Consider the following 16,475-nt stretch of genomic DNA (forward strand, 5'->3'; position numbering starts at 1 on the left):
ACCGGAGCACTTACCAAGCTTTCATCCCAACAAAACCTTCTAGGATCTCTTTAAGAGCACCGTCGATTTCGTCATTGTAATCGCCTGTCGCGTTGATTTTTTCGAACAACGCAGGGTTCTGACCTTTGGCATAAGCAATCAGCTCTTCTTCAAAACGGGCAATGTTGTTTAGCTCAACACCGACCAAGTAGCCTTTCTCTGCTGCGTAGATAACCGTTGCTTGCTCAGCGACTGACATTGGAGAGTATTGTTTTTGCTTCATTAATTCGGTAACACGCTCACCATGGTCTAGCTGTTTGCGCGTCATCTCATCTAAGTCAGAAGAGAACTGAGCAAAGGCCGCCAGCTCGCGATATTGAGCTAATGAAGTACGGATACCACCAGACAGTTTCTTGATGATCTTGCATTGCGCCGCACCACCCACACGAGATACCGAGATACCTGGGTCTACTGCAGGACGTAAGCCTGAGTTAAACAATTGGGTTTGAAGGAAAACCTGACCATCGGTGATTGAGATTACGTTGGTTGGTACAAACGCTGATACGTCACCCGCTTGAGTTTCAATGATCGGAAGCGCCGTTAATGAGCCAGTTTGACCTTTCACTTCACCGTTAGTGAACTTCTCTACATACTCTGCATTCACTCGTGCTGCACGTTCTAGAAGGCGTGAGTGAAGGTAGAATACGTCGCCAGGGAAGGCTTCACGACCCGGTGGGCGTTTCAATAGCAACGAGATTTGACGGTAAGCAACGGCTTGTTTTGATAGGTCATCATAGATGATCAGTGCATCTTCACCGCGGTCACGGAAGTATTCACCCATGGTGCAACCCGCATAAGGGGCTAGGTATTGAAGCGCTGCAGACTCTGATGCTGATGCCACGACTACGATGGTGTTTTTAAGCGCATCGTGGTCTTCGAGTTTACGAACCACGTTAGCGATAGTGGAGGCTTTTTGGCCAATCGCTACATACACACATTTGATGCCAGAATCTTTCTGATTGATGATCGCATCGATAGCTAACGCTGTTTTACCCGTCTGACGGTCACCGATGATAAGTTCACGTTGACCACGACCGATTGGCACCATGGTATCAACCGCTTTATAACCAGTTTGAATAGGTTGATCAACAGACTTACGTTCGATTACACCCGGTGCAATCACTTCTACAGGGTCGAGTCGGTCACAACTCACTGGGCCTTTGCCATCGATTGGCTCGCCTAATGTGTTGACTACACGACCAAGAAGTCCGTTACCTACAGGTACTTCTAAGATACGACCTGTACCTTTCACTTTCATACCTTCAGATAGGTCAGTGTAGGGGCCCATAACCACCGCACCTACTGAGTGCGTATCGAGGTTAAGTGCGAGTGCGTATTTGCCACCTGGTAGCTCAATCATCTCGCCTTGCATAACATCAGCAAGGCCATTGATTGTGATGATGCCATCACGAACCGATACGATAGTGCCTTCATTGCGAGCCTCGGTGCTCACATTAAATTTCGAGATGCGTTCTTTGATTAGATCGCTGATTTCATTTGAATTTAATTGCATAATTGTTACCTATCTCGCGTGAAGTTGATGAGCCAATCGGTCAATTGATGTGTTTAAAGAACCATCGATAACGGTTTCACCCGCCTTGATGACCATTCCACCTACTAACGTGTCATCAATAACCTGCTTCATTTCAACCTGACGCTCTAATTTCTTCTCAAGTGCAGCTGTTAGTGACGTAACTTGATCTTGTGTCAGCATTTCTGAACTGGTGACAGTGACAGGCACTACACGTTCATGTTCGTCCTTTAGCTCGCAGTACAATTCAAACAGGTCTCTTACAACAGAAAGGCGGCCGTTCTCGGCCAAGACTCGAATAAGATTAATGACGTGGTCATCAACGAGTCCTTGGCAAATATGAATGATGAGGTTTGCCAGCTCTTCTGTTTGGTGTGTAGAAGCACCTTCTGCTGAAGAAATCTGACTAGCGATCGTTTCTTCTTCCGCGACAGCCACAAGAATGGACAGCATTGAGTGCCACTCTTGTAACTGGTTTTCACCTAAAGCAAATTCAAACGATGCTTTGGCGTAGGGATGAGCAATATTGGTGTAATCTGACATATTGCCTCTCCTTAGAGTTCGCTAATCATTTGGTCAACTAGCGCTCGGTTCGTTGCGGAATCTAGGTTTTTGCTAATCAGTTTCTGTGCACTTTGAATTACTGCGTCTGCCATATCTGCCTGAAGTTCACGGCGTATCTTTTGGCGTTCGCCTTCTAGCTCAGCTCTACCTTGTTCTAAGATGCGTGCCTTTTCTTGCTCGGCTTCTTGTTGCGCTAAGCTGATGATTTCATTGCGGCGTTTTCGGCCCTGTTCAACCAGTTCAGTCACATCTTTTCTTGCATCTTCGATGAGTTGCGCGCCATTTGATTTTGCTAGTTCTAGCTCTTTCGCAGCGTTCTCTGAGTGGCGTAAACCATCAGCGATTTCTTTTTGGCGCTCGTCTAACATCGCGGTGAGAGGGGGCCATACATATTTCATGCAGAGCCAAACAAAAATCACGAATGAGATTGCTTGTCCAAACATGCTTGCATTTAAGTTCATACCTTCCTCACTAAATCTTGATTATTTACAAATCGATCTTTCAAAGCGGTTTGATTAAGCCACGGCGAAGATGATGTATAGACCGATACCAACACCGATCATCGGTACTGCATCCACAAGACCCATCATGATGAAGAATTGAGTACGAAGCATTGGAGTAAGGTCTGGTTGACGCGCAACACCTTCAAGGTATTTACCTGCTAAGTTACCAATACCAGATGCTGCACCTGCTGCACCTAAACCGATCAGTAATGCACCTGCTACATATAAAACTGCGCTTACGATATCCATTTGTATCTCCGATAAATAATTTGTTAGTTAAATTTTTTAGTTATTAATTAGTGGTGTTCTTCTGTTGCCATACCTAAATAAACAACGGTCAGTACCATAAATATAAATGCTTGCAAGAATACGATTAATATGTGGAATAGTGCCCAAGGAACACTCAGTGCCCATTGCATCCACCATGGCATTAATGCGATCAGAATAAATATCATCTCACCTGCATACATGTTTCCAAATAATCGTAAGCCTAGTGATATAGGTTTTGAAATTAATGTTATTAATTCAAGAACTAAGTTAACAGGGTATAAAAGAGGGTTATCAAATGGCTGCGTAGTAAGCTCTTTGATAAAGCCTTTCAATCCTTTATTTTTAAATGTATAAGTCAACAGTAAGATAAATACACCGAGTGCCATCGACATTGGAATATTTACGTCCGCCGTTGGTAGATCTCTAAAGTGTTCTAGACCCATTGCACGACTTAATGCTGGTATGAAATCTATTGGTAATAAATCGACCGCGTTCATTAACAACACCCAAACAAAAGTGGTTAATGCCAGTGGCCCTATTAATTTATCCTCCGCTTGAAAAATCTCTTTTACTAGGTTGTTTACAAAATCAAATATCAGTTCGATAAAACATTGAAATCGACCTGGAACACCGCTGGTGCCCTTAGTCACTACGTATCGAAAAGCTCCAATAAACAGTAAACCCGTAATCCAAGATACCAACATCGAGTCGATGTTGAACGCCCAGAAACCATCACCTGTAGTTAAGAAGGTTAAGTGATGCTCTATGTATTCGTGAGCGGTAGTTACTTGATCCATACTACACGTACTCCGATCTTGTAGAGGCAGTAATAAATGGTGTTAAGAAGTACCCAACCATAGTGAGAATATATGCGTACAATATTACTGGGTTATCCAATTTGAAAAACTGGAACGCCAAGATAAACATTAAGAACGTATAAGTTATTTTCACGACACGACTCATTTGCATTAAGTCACGTAAACTATAATTAGGATTCTTGCGCACCTTTAGGCTTGCATATATAAAACCAAACAGCGGAGGTAGCATCGCAATTCCGATACCCAAAGCCGACGATTCCATATCTAATTTATTACCAAAAAACACTTCATATAAAACTACACCGACGGCTAATACTACTTGGCAGAGAACAACTCTTTTAGCAGCAACAAGAATGTCACCACTTATCCCATTAAGCCTCATAATAAAACCTTATATTTAACAGTGTAAGCTCATATAAAACACAGTTTGAATATGTCTTGCTACTCGCATTTACTTGTTTAATAAAACTTTGCTTGTTAACAAAGAGATAATCTTGCTGGTTTTATATCTCCTGACGAAATAGAACGATATAAACTAGTTCGCTCTCGTTTCGACAAAATATAAACTACGCCTAAAATTATGTGATCAAAACGACAAATATTGATATCAATAATTCCATTTTTGAAATGAATGTTTTTCATTTATGAAAGTAATAGTTCTATCACTTTATCCATGAATATTTAAGATGCTTTATCCTTGTGAAAAGAGGGTCTTTTTAGAAGGGAGTAGCGAGCTAAATTTTCAACTTATGATCTTATCAATTACGACTATTCAAACACTTAGGTTCATTTACAAGCTGAGTTGTGAAGTGTGATTTTGGTAGGGGTTAAGCTTGTTTGAGGCAATGATGGAAGATCTGGTTTTTCTGGTAAATTAAACGTACGTCGCTCCTTATCAATAAGCGAATATTTTTTATATTGTCGTCAGCTTGTCACTATTTGCGTGCGCGAGAGTGAAAATTCAGCGCCTAAATGTTGATGATATAGGAGTGAAATGGGGGACTGGGTGTGCGAGAAGCATGGTGCGGAGAAGAAACACCGAGTTTTGAGGAAGTAAATGGCAGCAGAGCGCTGCCTAATTTACTTAATCTAGGCTCTCTTATGACTCTTCATAACTGAGGTATTGAATACATAAGTCATGGAAAGCCTGTGCTTGTGGCGAGATCGTACGATCAGACAGTCTGAAAATGCCGATTTGTCGTTGCAAGGGTGGGTCAATTAGCGGAATCCACACCAAGCGGGTTTCATTGGTTGGGAAAGCCAGCTTAGGTAGCGTGGTCACGCCTATCCCGAGCTCTAACACCGAAAAAAGCGAGGTAATGTTCTCGACAGAGTACAGGGCTTGTTCGCTGAGCATGCGCGCAGGTGTTGGGTCCAGTAGGGTGCAAGTCCCGTTACGAATGAAGGGCTGCTTTAACAAGGTTTGCCATTCGGTTCCTTCCCGTTGAGAGGCGATAGGGTTATCTTTGAGGCACACCACACCGATAGGATCAGAAAGCAAAGGCGTGAAGTCGATGCTCTCTTCTTCTAAATGGGAGCTATTACCGAGGGCAACATCCACCTCGCCAGAGAGTAATCTTGCTTCTACCCCTGCCGCATTATCATCAATCAAACTCACTTCTACATTCGGGTACTGCTCACAAAATGCCCCTAAAACACTAGGGATGAGTTTTGCGGCCACCGAAGGCACGCTCGCTATTCGAACTCTTCCTTGTTGTCCTGCTGCCGCTGCGCGTAAGTCATTGTCTAATGCTTTGTAAACGTTAAGAAATTGAATGATCTTGGGCAAACATATTTCTCCAAAAGGCGTCAGTGTCGATTTGTTGCCTGTTTCAAACAGAGGTTGGCCGAGTATTTTTTCCAACTCTTTTATCGAAGTCGAAAGTGCCGCTTGCGATCGATTTGCACGGTGAGATGCCGCTCTAAATCCACCTTCTTCGACCACCAAAACGAAATGTTTTAACTGTTGTAGCTTAATACTCATGACTCCGATCCTTCTCTAGCCCTTGCTATACCTTACTTTTCGCAAGATGATAGATTTTATTTATCAAATGCACAAAATTTACCGTTAGATTTATCAGGCGTCAAGGTGCAGTATTTAACCATCTTGAAACATAGTTGTTACAAAGTTGGATGAAATCGTGAACGCACAAACTAAAAAACACCCAGTAAAAACCTCTCTTTTTGCTTCAAAAGCACCACTAGAGTGGGCAATCGTTAATAACGGCACTCTATACACTGCGCAGATTCCAATCGATGAAACGGGCGCAGTAGTAGAAGGCGGTATTGAAGCGCAAACGCGTCAGACTTTTAACAACCTTGTTCATACCTTGGAGTGTGCAGGCGAATCGATGGATTCTGTGCTGCAGGTTCTGATTTACGTGACTGACCGTGAATATCTGAAAACGGTAAACAGCGTATACGGAGAATACTTCAACGCACCTTATCCAAATCGTGCAGCAGTCGTTGTTGCAGGGCTAGCTAGAGAAGAGATGTTGGTTGAGTTCGTGGTTTATGCATCGGCGTCTCAACCTGAATAAATGGACTGTGAACTGAGGCAATTTGCCAATCAAAGCTGTTTGTCTACGCAGATCTTTACTAATACAAGCGAATAGTTTTACGTCTAGATACAAAATTAATACTTATTCTCTATATGAATTAACAATTTATTAATTAATCCGATGGTTGCCAGACTCAACCGCAACCTAACGTTACAAGGACAGAATGATGACTCACTTACAGAATGTTCAAGCAGAAAACGCACTTTACATTGGCGGCGAATGGCAAGCGGGTGTAAGCACCGTAGCGAACATTAACCCATCAGATATTTCTGAAAATATTGGCAACTTTGCACAAGCAAGTGCTGAACAAGTTCAACAAGCGATTTCAGCGGCGAAACACGCTCAACCAGAGTGGGAAAAAACGCCGATTGAACGCAAGCAAGCGGTGCTTCAAGCGATTGGTGATGAGCTGATTGCCCGTTGTGATGAGCTGGGCACTTTGCTATCTCGTGAAGAAGGTAAGCCTTTTGCTGAAGGTCGCGGTGAGGTTTACCGTGCAGGTCAGTTCTTCCAATACTTTGCGGCTGAAGTGCTTCGCCAAATTGGTGACAACGCAGATTCTGTACGCCCGGGTGTTTCTGTTGAAGTGACTCGCGAAGCGGTGGGCGTTATCGGCATTATCTCTCCTTGGAACTTCCCGACAGCAACAGCAGCTTGGAAAATTGCTCCAGCATTGGCTTTCGGTAACAGCGTTATTTGGAAACCAGCAAACCTAACACCAGCAAGTGCGGTCGCGCTTACAGAGATCATCCACCGCCAAGGTATCCCTGCAGGTACGTTTAACCTTGTACTGGGTAGCGGTTCAACAGTAGGTGATGCACTGATCAACTCTAAAGAAGTGAACGGTGTGAGCTTTACCGGTTCTGTTGATACGGGTCGTAAAGTGGCAGCGGCTACAGCGCCAAACTTCGTTCGATGCCAACTAGAAATGGGCAGTAAGAACGCACTTGTTATTGCTGACGATGCTGATATCCAAACTGCGGTTGATGCAACGATTGCAGGTTCTTTCTCTGGCGCAGGCCAAAAATGTACCGCGTCTTCTCGCCTTGTGGTTATGGATAGCATTCACGACCAATACGTTGAAGCACTGATTAAACGTATGAGCGAGCTGAAAGTGGGTCACGCACTGGAAGAGGGTGTGTTCATGGGCCCTGTCGTTGATGGCAACCAACTTGAAGCAAACCTAGGTTGGGTTGAGAAAGCACGTCAAAGCGGCGGTGAGCTGGCATTTGGTGGCGAACGCTTGAGTATGAAGCACGAAGGTTTCTACATGTCTCCAACGCTGTTCTTGAACACTAAGAACGATTGGGAAGTGAACCAAGAAGAAGTGTTCGCACCAATGGCAAGTGTGATTCGTGTCGCTGACCTAGAAGAAGCGATTGCGACAACCAACGACACTCGCTTCGGTCTAACAGGCGGCATCATTACTCAGAGCTTACGTACGAGCGCAATGTTCAAGCAACAAGCGCAGACCGGTTGTGTGATGGTCAACCTACCAACAGCAGGCACGGATTACCACGTACCGTTTGGTGGTCGTAAAGAGTCTAGCTTCGGTCCTCGTGAGCAAGGTCAATACGCGAAAGAGTTCTACACAGTGGTTAAGACGGCTTACCAACGTCCTTACTAATCCACTTTCTAAATAAGAATTGGATAGCTGAATTAACTTCCTAGCTATCCAGCTATCGAATTGGCCTGATTCACAGAGTCAGGCCAACATTCAAACCAAAGCAGCAAACGAACTTAGACAAGTGATTTAACCCATTTTTGAAAACATGTTATTTGAGCGTGTTTTCAAAACCGAGCTAGAACACTGAGCTTTCAATAGGAGTGGTTATGTACCAGCAACGGATTGTTATAGATGGATTGCAATACTGCAATTGGAACAGAGAATATTTCCAAACACTAAAGGCGAGCGGCATTACAGCAGTTCACGCTACCGCGGTTTACCACGAGACGGCTCGTGAAACCTTATCTCGCTTTGCAGAATGGAATTTAAGATTCGAGCAGAACGCAGACCTTATCATGCCGATTCACTCAATGGCTGATGTCGAGACTGCAAAAGCGACTGGCAAAGTCGGCATTTTCCTTGGTGCTCAAAACTGTTCTCCAATCGACGATGAGATCGGTCTTATCGAAGTGATGCGTAAGCAAGGTCTTTTGATCATGCAACTGACGTACAACAACCAGAGCTTATTGGCGACGGGTTGCTACGAGAAGAACGACACAGGTATTACTCGCTTTGGTAAACAAGCCATCGAAGAGATGAACCGAGTGGGCATGATCATAGATATGTCTCACAGTGCAGAGCGCTCAACACTTGAAGCTATCGACTTGTCTTCTCGTCCTATTTGTATCAGCCATGCGAACCCGACGTTTGCTCATGATGCACTACGAAATAAATCAAACGATGTAATTAAAGCTCTAACCGCACGCGGCGGCTTAATCGGATTCAGCTTGTACCCATTCCACCTACCAAACGGCAGCCAATGTACCTTGGAAGATTTCTGCCAGATGGTTGCGACTACGGCTGACATGGTCGGCGTAGAGCACCTCGGTATTGGCAGTGACCTATGCTTAAACCAACCTCAAGCCGTTCTTGAATGGATGAGAAATGGTCGTTGGTCTAAAGCAATGGACTACGGCGAAGGCTCTGCGAACAACTCAGGTTGGCCAGATGCGTTGCCTTGGTTCTGTGGTAGTGCGGGTATGGAAAACATATATAACGGATTGATGCGTCATGGTTTCAGCGAGTCTGAAGCTGGGCAAGTCTTGGGAGAAAACTGGTTTAACTTCTTGAAAGATGGCCTAGAGCCTCAAACCAAGGGTTAACGGTTTCTCGCGAGCCATCATCGAATTAGCAGCCTTCTAACAAACGTTCAATAAGCAAGTGCTGCTTAAACCAATTTCACTATTCAAAAGGAACAACGGTCTATTTCGCAACGCGGTAACCCAAACATGGATTAGCCTGCCCAACACAAAAAACAATAGGGCAGGTGTTAAATACACCCTTGTAGTCATCATTCAAATGACAGCTGCAAAGAAACCTCTGGAGTCAGAGTATGTCTGATTTAACCAATAGCGTGAAATCTTCAAGCTTAAATGCGGGTCAAGCACACACAACAATTAATGCAAAAAGCAACACAAACGAGTCTGAGTCTACGTCAGACAAATTAGGCCTATCCAACCCAGCACTTTGGTACAGCGGCGGTTTTATCGCTCTGTTCGTGGCACTTGCTCTATTTGATGGCGAGCTGTTATCAAGCCTAGTAAACACGGGCTTTGCATGGTCTGTAAAAGTATTCGGTCCTTACTGGCAAATGCTTCTTCTTCTGACTTTTCTTATTGGTCTTGGCCTGGCGGCAGGGCGAACAGGCAAGGTTATCCTAGGCGGCATCGCTAAACCTGAAATGGACGGCTTCCGTTGGATGGCGATCATCTTCTGTACGCTACTGGCAGGTGGCGGTGTATTTTGGGCAGCAGCAGAGCCTATCGCTCACTACGTTAGCCCACCACCATTGTACGGCGCACAAGAAAACGCACAGCAAGGCGCGGTGAATGCTTTATCGCAATCCTTCATGCACTGGGGTTTTCTAGCATGGGCCATTGTCGGTAGCTTAACGTCTATTGTGGTGATGCACCTTCACTACGACAAAGGCTTACCGCTTAAACCTCGTATTTTGCTTTACCCAGTTTTAGGCGAGCGAGCATTGAAAGGTCACACCGGCGCATTGATTGATGCATGTTGTATTGTCGCAGTAGCGGCGGGCACCATTGGTCCTATCGGCTTCTTAGGCTTGCAAGTGAGCTACGCACTGAACGCACTGTTTGATATTCCTGATGGCTTCACGACGCAGCTTATCATCATCCTGTTCGCTATCGTTCTATACACATTATCGGCATTGAGCGGCCTTAACCGTGGAATGCAAATGCTAAGCCGTTACAACGTGATTCTGGCAATGGCATTGATGGTCTACATCCTGATCTTTGGCCCTACAAACTTTATCTTTAACGGCTACATCCAAGGTGTAGGCAGCATGATAGACAACTTCATCCCAATGGCAACATACCGTGGTGACGAAGGTTGGTTGAGCTGGTGGACAGTATTCTTCTGGGGTTGGTTCTTAGGTTACGGCCCAATGATGGCAATCTTCATCGCACGTATTTCACGCGGTCGTAGTATTCGCCAATTGGTATCAACCATCAGTCTTATTGCACCGTTCGTAACATGTTTCTGGTTCACCATTGTTGGCGGTTCTGGCCTTGCGTTTGAAATTGCAGACCCAGGCAGCGTAAGTAAAGCGTTCGAAGGCTTTAATTTACCTGGCGCGCTACTGGCAGTAACTCAGCAACTACCAATGCCAATGCTTATCTCTATTCTGTTCTTGATCTTGACGACGATCTTCATCGTAACGACAGGTGACTCAATGACTTACACCATCAGTGTGGTAGTCAGCGGTGAGACAGAGCCTAACGCAATTATTCGTACTTTCTGGGGTGTGATGATGGGGGTAACAGCATTGATTCTGATTTCCCTAGGTTCCGGCGGTATTTCAGCGCTGCAATCATTCATAGTTATCACAGCGGTACCGGTGTCCTTAATCTTGCTGCCATCACTTTGGAATGCGCCTCAAATCGCAATCAAGATGGCGAAAGATCAAGGCTTATAAAACATCAATGCCGGTATAAAGAAGAAAATGTAGAGATAAAGCTCTCTAAAAACTGAAGATAAACAAGGTGTGAGCCTTTGAAAGAAGGCTGATACAAGATTCCGGAAGGAAGATAAAAACCGTACTGGTGAAGATACACCGGGCGGCACGTATTTAGGTCAATCGATCTAGTCAGGACAAATAATAAGTGGCGAGTTCGCTTGCCTCGATAATATCAATAACGATTAAAAACGTGAAAGCTAACCAACATACTGTCGCTATATATGCTTCAAAAGACAGCAACGATCGGTTCTGAATGGCTAGCAAAATCCTATAACTATAAGGTGGTGAGCAAAATGGATGCACATCGTTCTACCTACACTGAATCAGCACTACGTGACGCAACGGTCGTCATGGCACCGGAAAGACTGGGTGCTATGCACCAAACACGCATCAGCTTCGTAAGAACTCTGATTCGTAAAATGGCGCAACAGCAATGGAAAGTGACTAAGCATGAATGGCAATTAGACGCTCAGGGCTTTGGTCATGTTATCTATAAGCTTGCGACGCCAAACCATGTTTATCATTTGGTTGTTTTCTGCGATGAGATTGCAGACGACGAACGAAATGACCGTGTAATTGCTGAAAAGTGGGACGTAACGTTTGCTCTGGTTCTTGGTGATGTTGATGTCACCCTACTTGAGAGACTTCGTGCGAATGTACCGCTACAAGAAGCAGGCCGTAACCCTAACAATGTGCTTGTTTTAGCGCGTGCCAACAAAAGTGTACGAGTGTTTGAACATATTGTTAGTCACTTGGCTAAAGGTGTTCAACCAACGCCAAAAGAGCTAGCGGAAGTTGGCTACATCCTACGAACCACAGCGGTTTATGGTAATGGTAAGTTTGGTATTGCTGACTTTAAAATCTTGGAAAAGAATCCAGATTTTAATCAATCGTTCAGTGCTCAAATGTGTGCTGTTTATATGCTGCGTGAGTTCAGCCTAGATTGGGTTCATTACCTAGCGGAGCAACAAGGCGGTGAACAAGCGATTACCTTGCACAGAGGCTTACAACGCTACCTAGGTGTGGGTAATGCCACAGGTTTAGGTATGGCGCCATATCTGATTAACCACCCAAGTATTGTCGATCAATGGATGACAACCCGTGAGCATGCATTAGCTGACGTGTTAGCTAATCACACGGATACGGCATTGATTGAGCCCCTACGTACATTAGTTAAAAAAGCGATTTGTCATTTAGAACAAGTTGTTACCATCAATGAAAATCAGCAAGAGTTGAACAAAACCGCTGTTGATGAGTTGAAACACGCAGAACAGTCACTAGAAGCTTCTGTAAACCATTGCGATACATGGGCGCAGTTAGTTGAACAATCTAAGCACATGAGTATGGAAGCCCAAGAAATCCTTATCTCATGCTTGATGGAATTGTACCCAGAATTAGTGGACGCCCATCAAGAGCAAATGAATTGTAGCGAAACACTCTCGCTTCCTAGTGGCAAAAAGATCCAAGACCTATTGGTTGTGTTAGAAGAAAAGTACCGTTGGGCGATCACGACTGACTTTACGAAAGCAGAAAATAACTACTGGTTCTGGTATCGCTCTCAGGACAAAGAAGAGCCAAGGCTCGGTGTTCGAGGCGAGGAACTCGGCGAAGAGCGCGAACTGCCGTTGGATATCGGCCGTCAAGCTTACCGTCTGTACCATGCTTTATTGCAATTCGCGCCAGAGCTTTCATTGGCTGAATTCCTTGTTAAACAACCGCAGCATCGTGCCATTGCGCGCCGTGTGTGGACGTTAGGTAACAAGGCGATGGGCGACATTCAAATGAACGTGCTGCACCAAGACTCGCCACCAATGCATTTGCTGCGTTGTAAGCTAGCGATGTTTGGAGCGACTAAGTTTGATCCTCGCTCAGACCGTTGGGTACGAGTGACGTTTTTCCAAGGTGCACCGTTGCTTGATGAAATTCATCAGGACGAATGGGTGTTCCCAATCTTACCAAGTGAAGCGGAGATCGCTGACTCAAATAAAGTTCCTACACATATCAACGCTCAACATGGAGGTAAATCGTTATGATCGTTTCTCACAATGAACTGGTAGCGGCCGTTAATAAAGCCTTTCTGGGTATGCGTCGTACATGTGGTGAAGCCGATGTGATAGCGAACATGGTGGCAGATTTACAAATGGTTGGCTTGGATGGTGTTCGTCATTTTAACAATGCGAGCAACTTTATGGGGCTAGAAGACGATTGCCCTGTAGACATCCAAGTGACAAGCGACAACACAGTTGAAGTGGACCTGCACAAGGCGAGCTTAGCGTGTCATCTTCCTGTGGTGATGGATTACGCCATTGAAAAAATGGTCGGTAAAAAGACGCTGAAAATCGAGCTAAACAACTGCCATAACCGTTGGTTAGCGTACAGTGAGCTTGTAAAACTGGCAGCGAAAGGCATCGCATGTACCGCACGTTGGGATAATGGCTCAAATCCTAAGAGCACCTTGTATGTGCTTAACCGTGGTTGCGTTGCACCAGAACTGTTTTTATCAGATTTGCCTCTGGCATCGGACGATCATATCCACAATATGACCATCGAGCTTTCCGTCCAGGATTTCGATATCGAACGTTTGTCAGATGGCTACCAAACACACATTGAATCGGAAGCGCTTTTCAAAACTCAAGAGAAAGCGTGGAACGATGGCATTGAAGTTGATGAGGCAGAGTGGGGCGCGTTGAAAGAAACCGCAACGGCCATTCTTGTTGAAAGCAGCCAGCGTTCGATTCAAGGTGCAGGGGAGCTAACGACTTCATAATTTGGTGCTTAGTGCTTAGTGCTTAGTGAATCGATAGCATTATTGATAACACACGCTATAACAGATAAAACCAAAGAGCTTAACGTATCCTCACCTCGTTAAGCTCTTTTTATTTGTGTCCCACTTTTGTTCTTCTTCTCAATAGATCACATCTTAAACCTTCTGTTTTGAAACAAGTTGTTACGCGTATAAAGCTAATTTGCCGATTTAATGAAGTACCTTCACATTCAGGTTAAACAAACGGTTTCATTTACAAGCTAGTATGCGTATCTTGCTAACTACGGTGCCAAAGGGTGCCATTTTTTTATTCGTACCAATGACTTTAGAATCAGATAAAAAGGAATGAAGCGTGCAAGCTAACTTTATTGATGGAACCACCCTGTATCGTCAGCACTCTTTCGAGTTGCCACTTGATTATCAAGCCAAAGATGGACAACAGATCCAAGTCTTCGCACGTGAGCTGGTTGATCTCGCTAAAGATGAGCAAGAGCTGCCGTGGTTGATCTACTTTCAAGGCGGCCCAGGTTTTCCTTCTCCACGGGTGAGTGGTCAATCGGGTTGGCTAAAGCGTGCATTACAAAACTACCGTGTTCTGCTTCTAGACCAACGTGGTACTGGCAACAGCACGGTTATCAGCCATGAAACTTTGGCGCATTTGTCTCCAGAACAACAAGTCGAATACTTAACGCATTTCAGAGCGGATAACATCGTTCGTGACGCTGAAGCGATTCGTGAACAGTTTGGTATTAAGCAATGGTCGACGATTGGTCAAAGCTTTGGTGGCTTCTGTACACTGAGCTATTTGTCACTGTTCCCACAGAGCTTGCAGCGTTGTTATGTGACGGGCGGTATTCCTTCTATTGAACGAGAAGCTGACGATGTTTATCGTGCGACTTACAAGCGTGTAGAAGACAAAAACAGAGCTTTCTTTGCTCAGTTCCCACAAGCACAAGCTATGTGTCGCGAGATCTCTGATTACCTGCTCAACAACGATGTGAGACTGCCAAACGGTCAGGTGTTCACAGTTGAACAGTTCCAGCTAATAGGTATTAATCTTGGTGGCGGCGAAGCAAACCTTCCAATGTATTTCACACTGGAGAGTGCGTTTGTTGAAGTGAACGGTAACAGACAGCTGAGCTACAGCTTCCTAAATCAAATGCAGCAAGAGCAGGGTTACTTAACTAACCCAATTTACGCAATCTTGCATGAATCGATTTACTGTCAAGGTACAGCGTCTAACTGGGCTGCACATCGTGTTCGTGAGCAGTACCCACACTTCAACTACCAATCGGGTAGTGAGTTCTGGTTTACCGGAGAAATGGTCTACCCATGGATGTTCGACCAACTAGAAACGTTGAAGCCATTGCGTGAAGCCGCCAATCTATTAGCTGAGAAATCGGATTGGGGTACTTTGTACAATGCAGAGCAGTTGAGCAAGAATACAGTGCCAATGGCGTGTGCCGTTTACGCCGATGACATGTACGTTGAGTTGGATTACAGCCGTGAAACATTGGCGAACATTCCTAACTCGAAAGCGTGGATCACCAATGAATATGAACACAATGGCTTGCGAGTAGACGGCGAAAGGATTGTCGATAAATTGATGACGATGGTTGAAGCGTTAGAAAATCTGCCAAAGTAATCAAGCTATTTGCACTAGAAACAAGATGCGTTAGAAGCTTTCTACTTTAGAAACTATCTACGTTAGAAATACGATACGCCAGAAACAAGAAAACGCTGCACCCATGCAGCGTTTTTTTATGTCATCGAACTATTCGATTTAAGGAACTAGGAGGGGTAGCCCTTGAAGCCATTAAGGTTGGATGACGATATCTTGATTTTCAGTGGTCGATAAGCTGGCGCGGTTCTGTTCGATAAGCTGAGCCGCATAAGAGGGAGTTACAGCTTGAATTTCGCCTTTTGAACGAATCGTTAATGCTTCCCACGCATGATCACGGTATTTGCCTGTTTGTGTATATTCAATAAGTACTCTCATGATTCTTCCATCCGATGTGTGGTTAACGTGCTACTAACATTAGCGCCATTATTGTGGTTACACACCTGTTAAAAATGGAACATAAGATTAACCAAATGAGAATACGTGTAACTTGAAAAACAGACCCAACTGCACTTATCTTCTTAACCGCGTTTATCGCAACTAACCGTATTTATCGCAACTAACAGCATTTATCGTAACCAACCTTACTTATCGTAAATAGCGTCCATAAAAAAACGCTGCACAATGGCAGCGTTAAAGTTGAGATAGGTTAAAGGTTGCTTAGCTGTTTTCTAAGCCAACAATCTTGCGTGCAGACATCACTGCACTATCCAAATCGGTCAATCTACCAGCACTTGCTGGACCAAGAACTGATGAATACAAAGCCAACTGCTTCTCAAATGATAAATCTAATTGGTTATATAGATTTTGGCGGATTTGAGCGTGTTGCTGTGGCTTTGCGCTCGATAGGCCTTCCAACGTATCGTAGATGAGTGTAGTTGTATCCATAACTGTCCTTAGTACATCTTTAGAAAATTTTGCATATTATGCACTTGGTGTCATCTTTGTTCTGCGAGATTGATCGCATTATGTGCAGCTCTGCTTAATTGTGTAATCAGTTAGTTACAATTGTGTTGTATGGCAAAGTATCGAAAACTTGGGTTTGGGCAAAAGAAAAGGAGACACAGTGGTCTCCTTTTGGCTTGTTAGCAAAGA

16 protein-coding genes are annotated in these 16,475 nt (G+C 44.5%); 7 read left to right on the forward strand and 9 right to left on the reverse strand.

Going from position 1 to position 16,475, the window contains the following annotated elements; translation table 11 throughout:
- Positions 1–10: 10 nt before the first annotated feature.
- The 7 genes from atpA to AB4185_RS20205 form a co-directional block, all read right to left on the reverse strand.
- Complete coding sequence (gene atpA / locus AB4185_RS20175; RefSeq protein WP_017060841.1) at positions 11–1,552, reverse strand: F0F1 ATP synthase subunit alpha; 1,542 nt, start codon at positions 1,550–1,552, stop codon at positions 11–13.
- A gap of 9 nt (positions 1,553–1,561) precedes the next feature.
- Positions 1,562–2,113, reverse strand: a complete 552-nt coding sequence (locus AB4185_RS20180; protein ID WP_017060840.1) for a F0F1 ATP synthase subunit delta — start codon at positions 2,111–2,113, stop codon at positions 1,562–1,564.
- 11 nt (positions 2,114–2,124) lie between these two features.
- A complete protein-coding gene (locus tag AB4185_RS20185) occupies positions 2,125–2,595 on the reverse strand; it encodes a F0F1 ATP synthase subunit B (protein WP_017060839.1) in 471 nt (156 codons plus the stop codon).
- 54 nt (positions 2,596–2,649) lie between these two features.
- Positions 2,650–2,886: a F0F1 ATP synthase subunit C gene (gene atpE / locus AB4185_RS20190; RefSeq protein WP_004730405.1), complete on the reverse strand. Its 237-nt coding sequence runs from the start codon at positions 2,884–2,886 to the stop codon at positions 2,650–2,652.
- 47 nt (positions 2,887–2,933) lie between these two features.
- On the reverse strand, positions 2,934–3,704 hold the full coding sequence (gene atpB / locus AB4185_RS20195) for a F0F1 ATP synthase subunit A (RefSeq protein ID WP_017060838.1): 771 nt from the start codon (positions 3,702–3,704) through the stop codon (positions 2,934–2,936).
- A 1-nt stretch (position 3,705) separates the two neighbouring features.
- Positions 3,706–4,107 carry an ATP synthase subunit I gene (locus AB4185_RS20200; RefSeq protein WP_372058259.1) on the reverse strand — a complete coding sequence of 134 codons (402 nt, stop codon included), beginning with the start codon at positions 4,105–4,107 and terminating at the stop codon, positions 3,706–3,708.
- Between the two features lie 717 nt (positions 4,108–4,824).
- A complete protein-coding gene (locus tag AB4185_RS20205; RefSeq protein WP_372135849.1) occupies positions 4,825–5,709 on the reverse strand; it encodes a LysR substrate-binding domain-containing protein in 885 nt (294 codons plus the stop codon).
- A gap of 157 nt (positions 5,710–5,866) precedes the next feature.
- Here AB4185_RS20205 and AB4185_RS20210 point away from each other — a divergent pair, with 157 nt between their 5' ends.
- The 7 genes from AB4185_RS20210 to AB4185_RS20240 all read left to right on the forward strand — a co-directional run bounded on the left by AB4185_RS20210 (position 5,867) and on the right by AB4185_RS20240 (position 15,404).
- On the forward strand, positions 5,867–6,265 hold the full coding sequence (locus AB4185_RS20210; protein WP_017060835.1) for a RidA family protein: 399 nt from the start codon (positions 5,867–5,869) through the stop codon (positions 6,263–6,265).
- Positions 6,266–6,452: 187 nt separating this feature from the next.
- A complete protein-coding gene (locus tag AB4185_RS20215) occupies positions 6,453–7,913 on the forward strand; it encodes an aldehyde dehydrogenase family protein (protein WP_017064725.1) in 1,461 nt (486 codons plus the stop codon).
- Positions 7,914–8,119: 206 nt separating this feature from the next.
- Positions 8,120–9,115: a membrane dipeptidase gene (locus tag AB4185_RS20220; RefSeq protein ID WP_017060833.1), complete on the forward strand. Its 996-nt coding sequence runs from the start codon at positions 8,120–8,122 to the stop codon at positions 9,113–9,115.
- A gap of 230 nt (positions 9,116–9,345) precedes the next feature.
- Positions 9,346–10,953, forward strand: a complete 1,608-nt coding sequence (locus tag AB4185_RS20225) for a BCCT family transporter (RefSeq protein ID WP_372105972.1) — start codon at positions 9,346–9,348, stop codon at positions 10,951–10,953.
- 263 nt (positions 10,954–11,216) lie between these two features.
- Entirely contained in the window at positions 11,217–13,028 is a 1,812-nt protein-coding gene (locus AB4185_RS20230; RefSeq protein WP_372105974.1) for a hypothetical protein, read from the forward strand.
- Positions 13,025–13,762, forward strand: a complete 738-nt coding sequence (locus tag AB4185_RS20235) for a DUF3726 domain-containing protein (protein ID WP_372105976.1) — start codon at positions 13,025–13,027, stop codon at positions 13,760–13,762. Before AB4185_RS20230 ends, AB4185_RS20235 begins: the two co-directional genes overlap by 4 nt.
- 349 nt (positions 13,763–14,111) lie before the next feature.
- Positions 14,112–15,404, forward strand: coding sequence for an alpha/beta fold hydrolase (locus AB4185_RS20240; RefSeq protein ID WP_372105978.1), 1,293 nt, complete (start codon positions 14,112–14,114; stop codon positions 15,402–15,404).
- A gap of 171 nt (positions 15,405–15,575) precedes the next feature.
- Here AB4185_RS20240 and AB4185_RS20245 read toward each other — a convergent pair whose 3' ends face one another.
- Both AB4185_RS20245 and AB4185_RS20250 read right to left on the reverse strand, forming a co-directional pair.
- Complete coding sequence (locus AB4185_RS20245) at positions 15,576–15,758, reverse strand: hypothetical protein (protein WP_004730424.1); 183 nt, start codon at positions 15,756–15,758, stop codon at positions 15,576–15,578.
- Between the two features lie 282 nt (positions 15,759–16,040).
- Positions 16,041–16,268 carry a PAS factor family protein gene (locus tag AB4185_RS20250; protein WP_004730426.1) on the reverse strand — a complete coding sequence of 76 codons (228 nt, stop codon included), beginning with the start codon at positions 16,266–16,268 and terminating at the stop codon, positions 16,041–16,043.
- Between the last annotated feature and the right edge of the window lie 207 nt (positions 16,269–16,475).

Origin of the sequence: Vibrio sp. 10N.286.48.F5 (assembly GCF_041469785.1) — a bacterium.
In the GTDB taxonomy this organism is placed as follows: Bacteria; Pseudomonadota; Gammaproteobacteria; order Enterobacterales; family Vibrionaceae; genus Vibrio; species Vibrio crassostreae_C.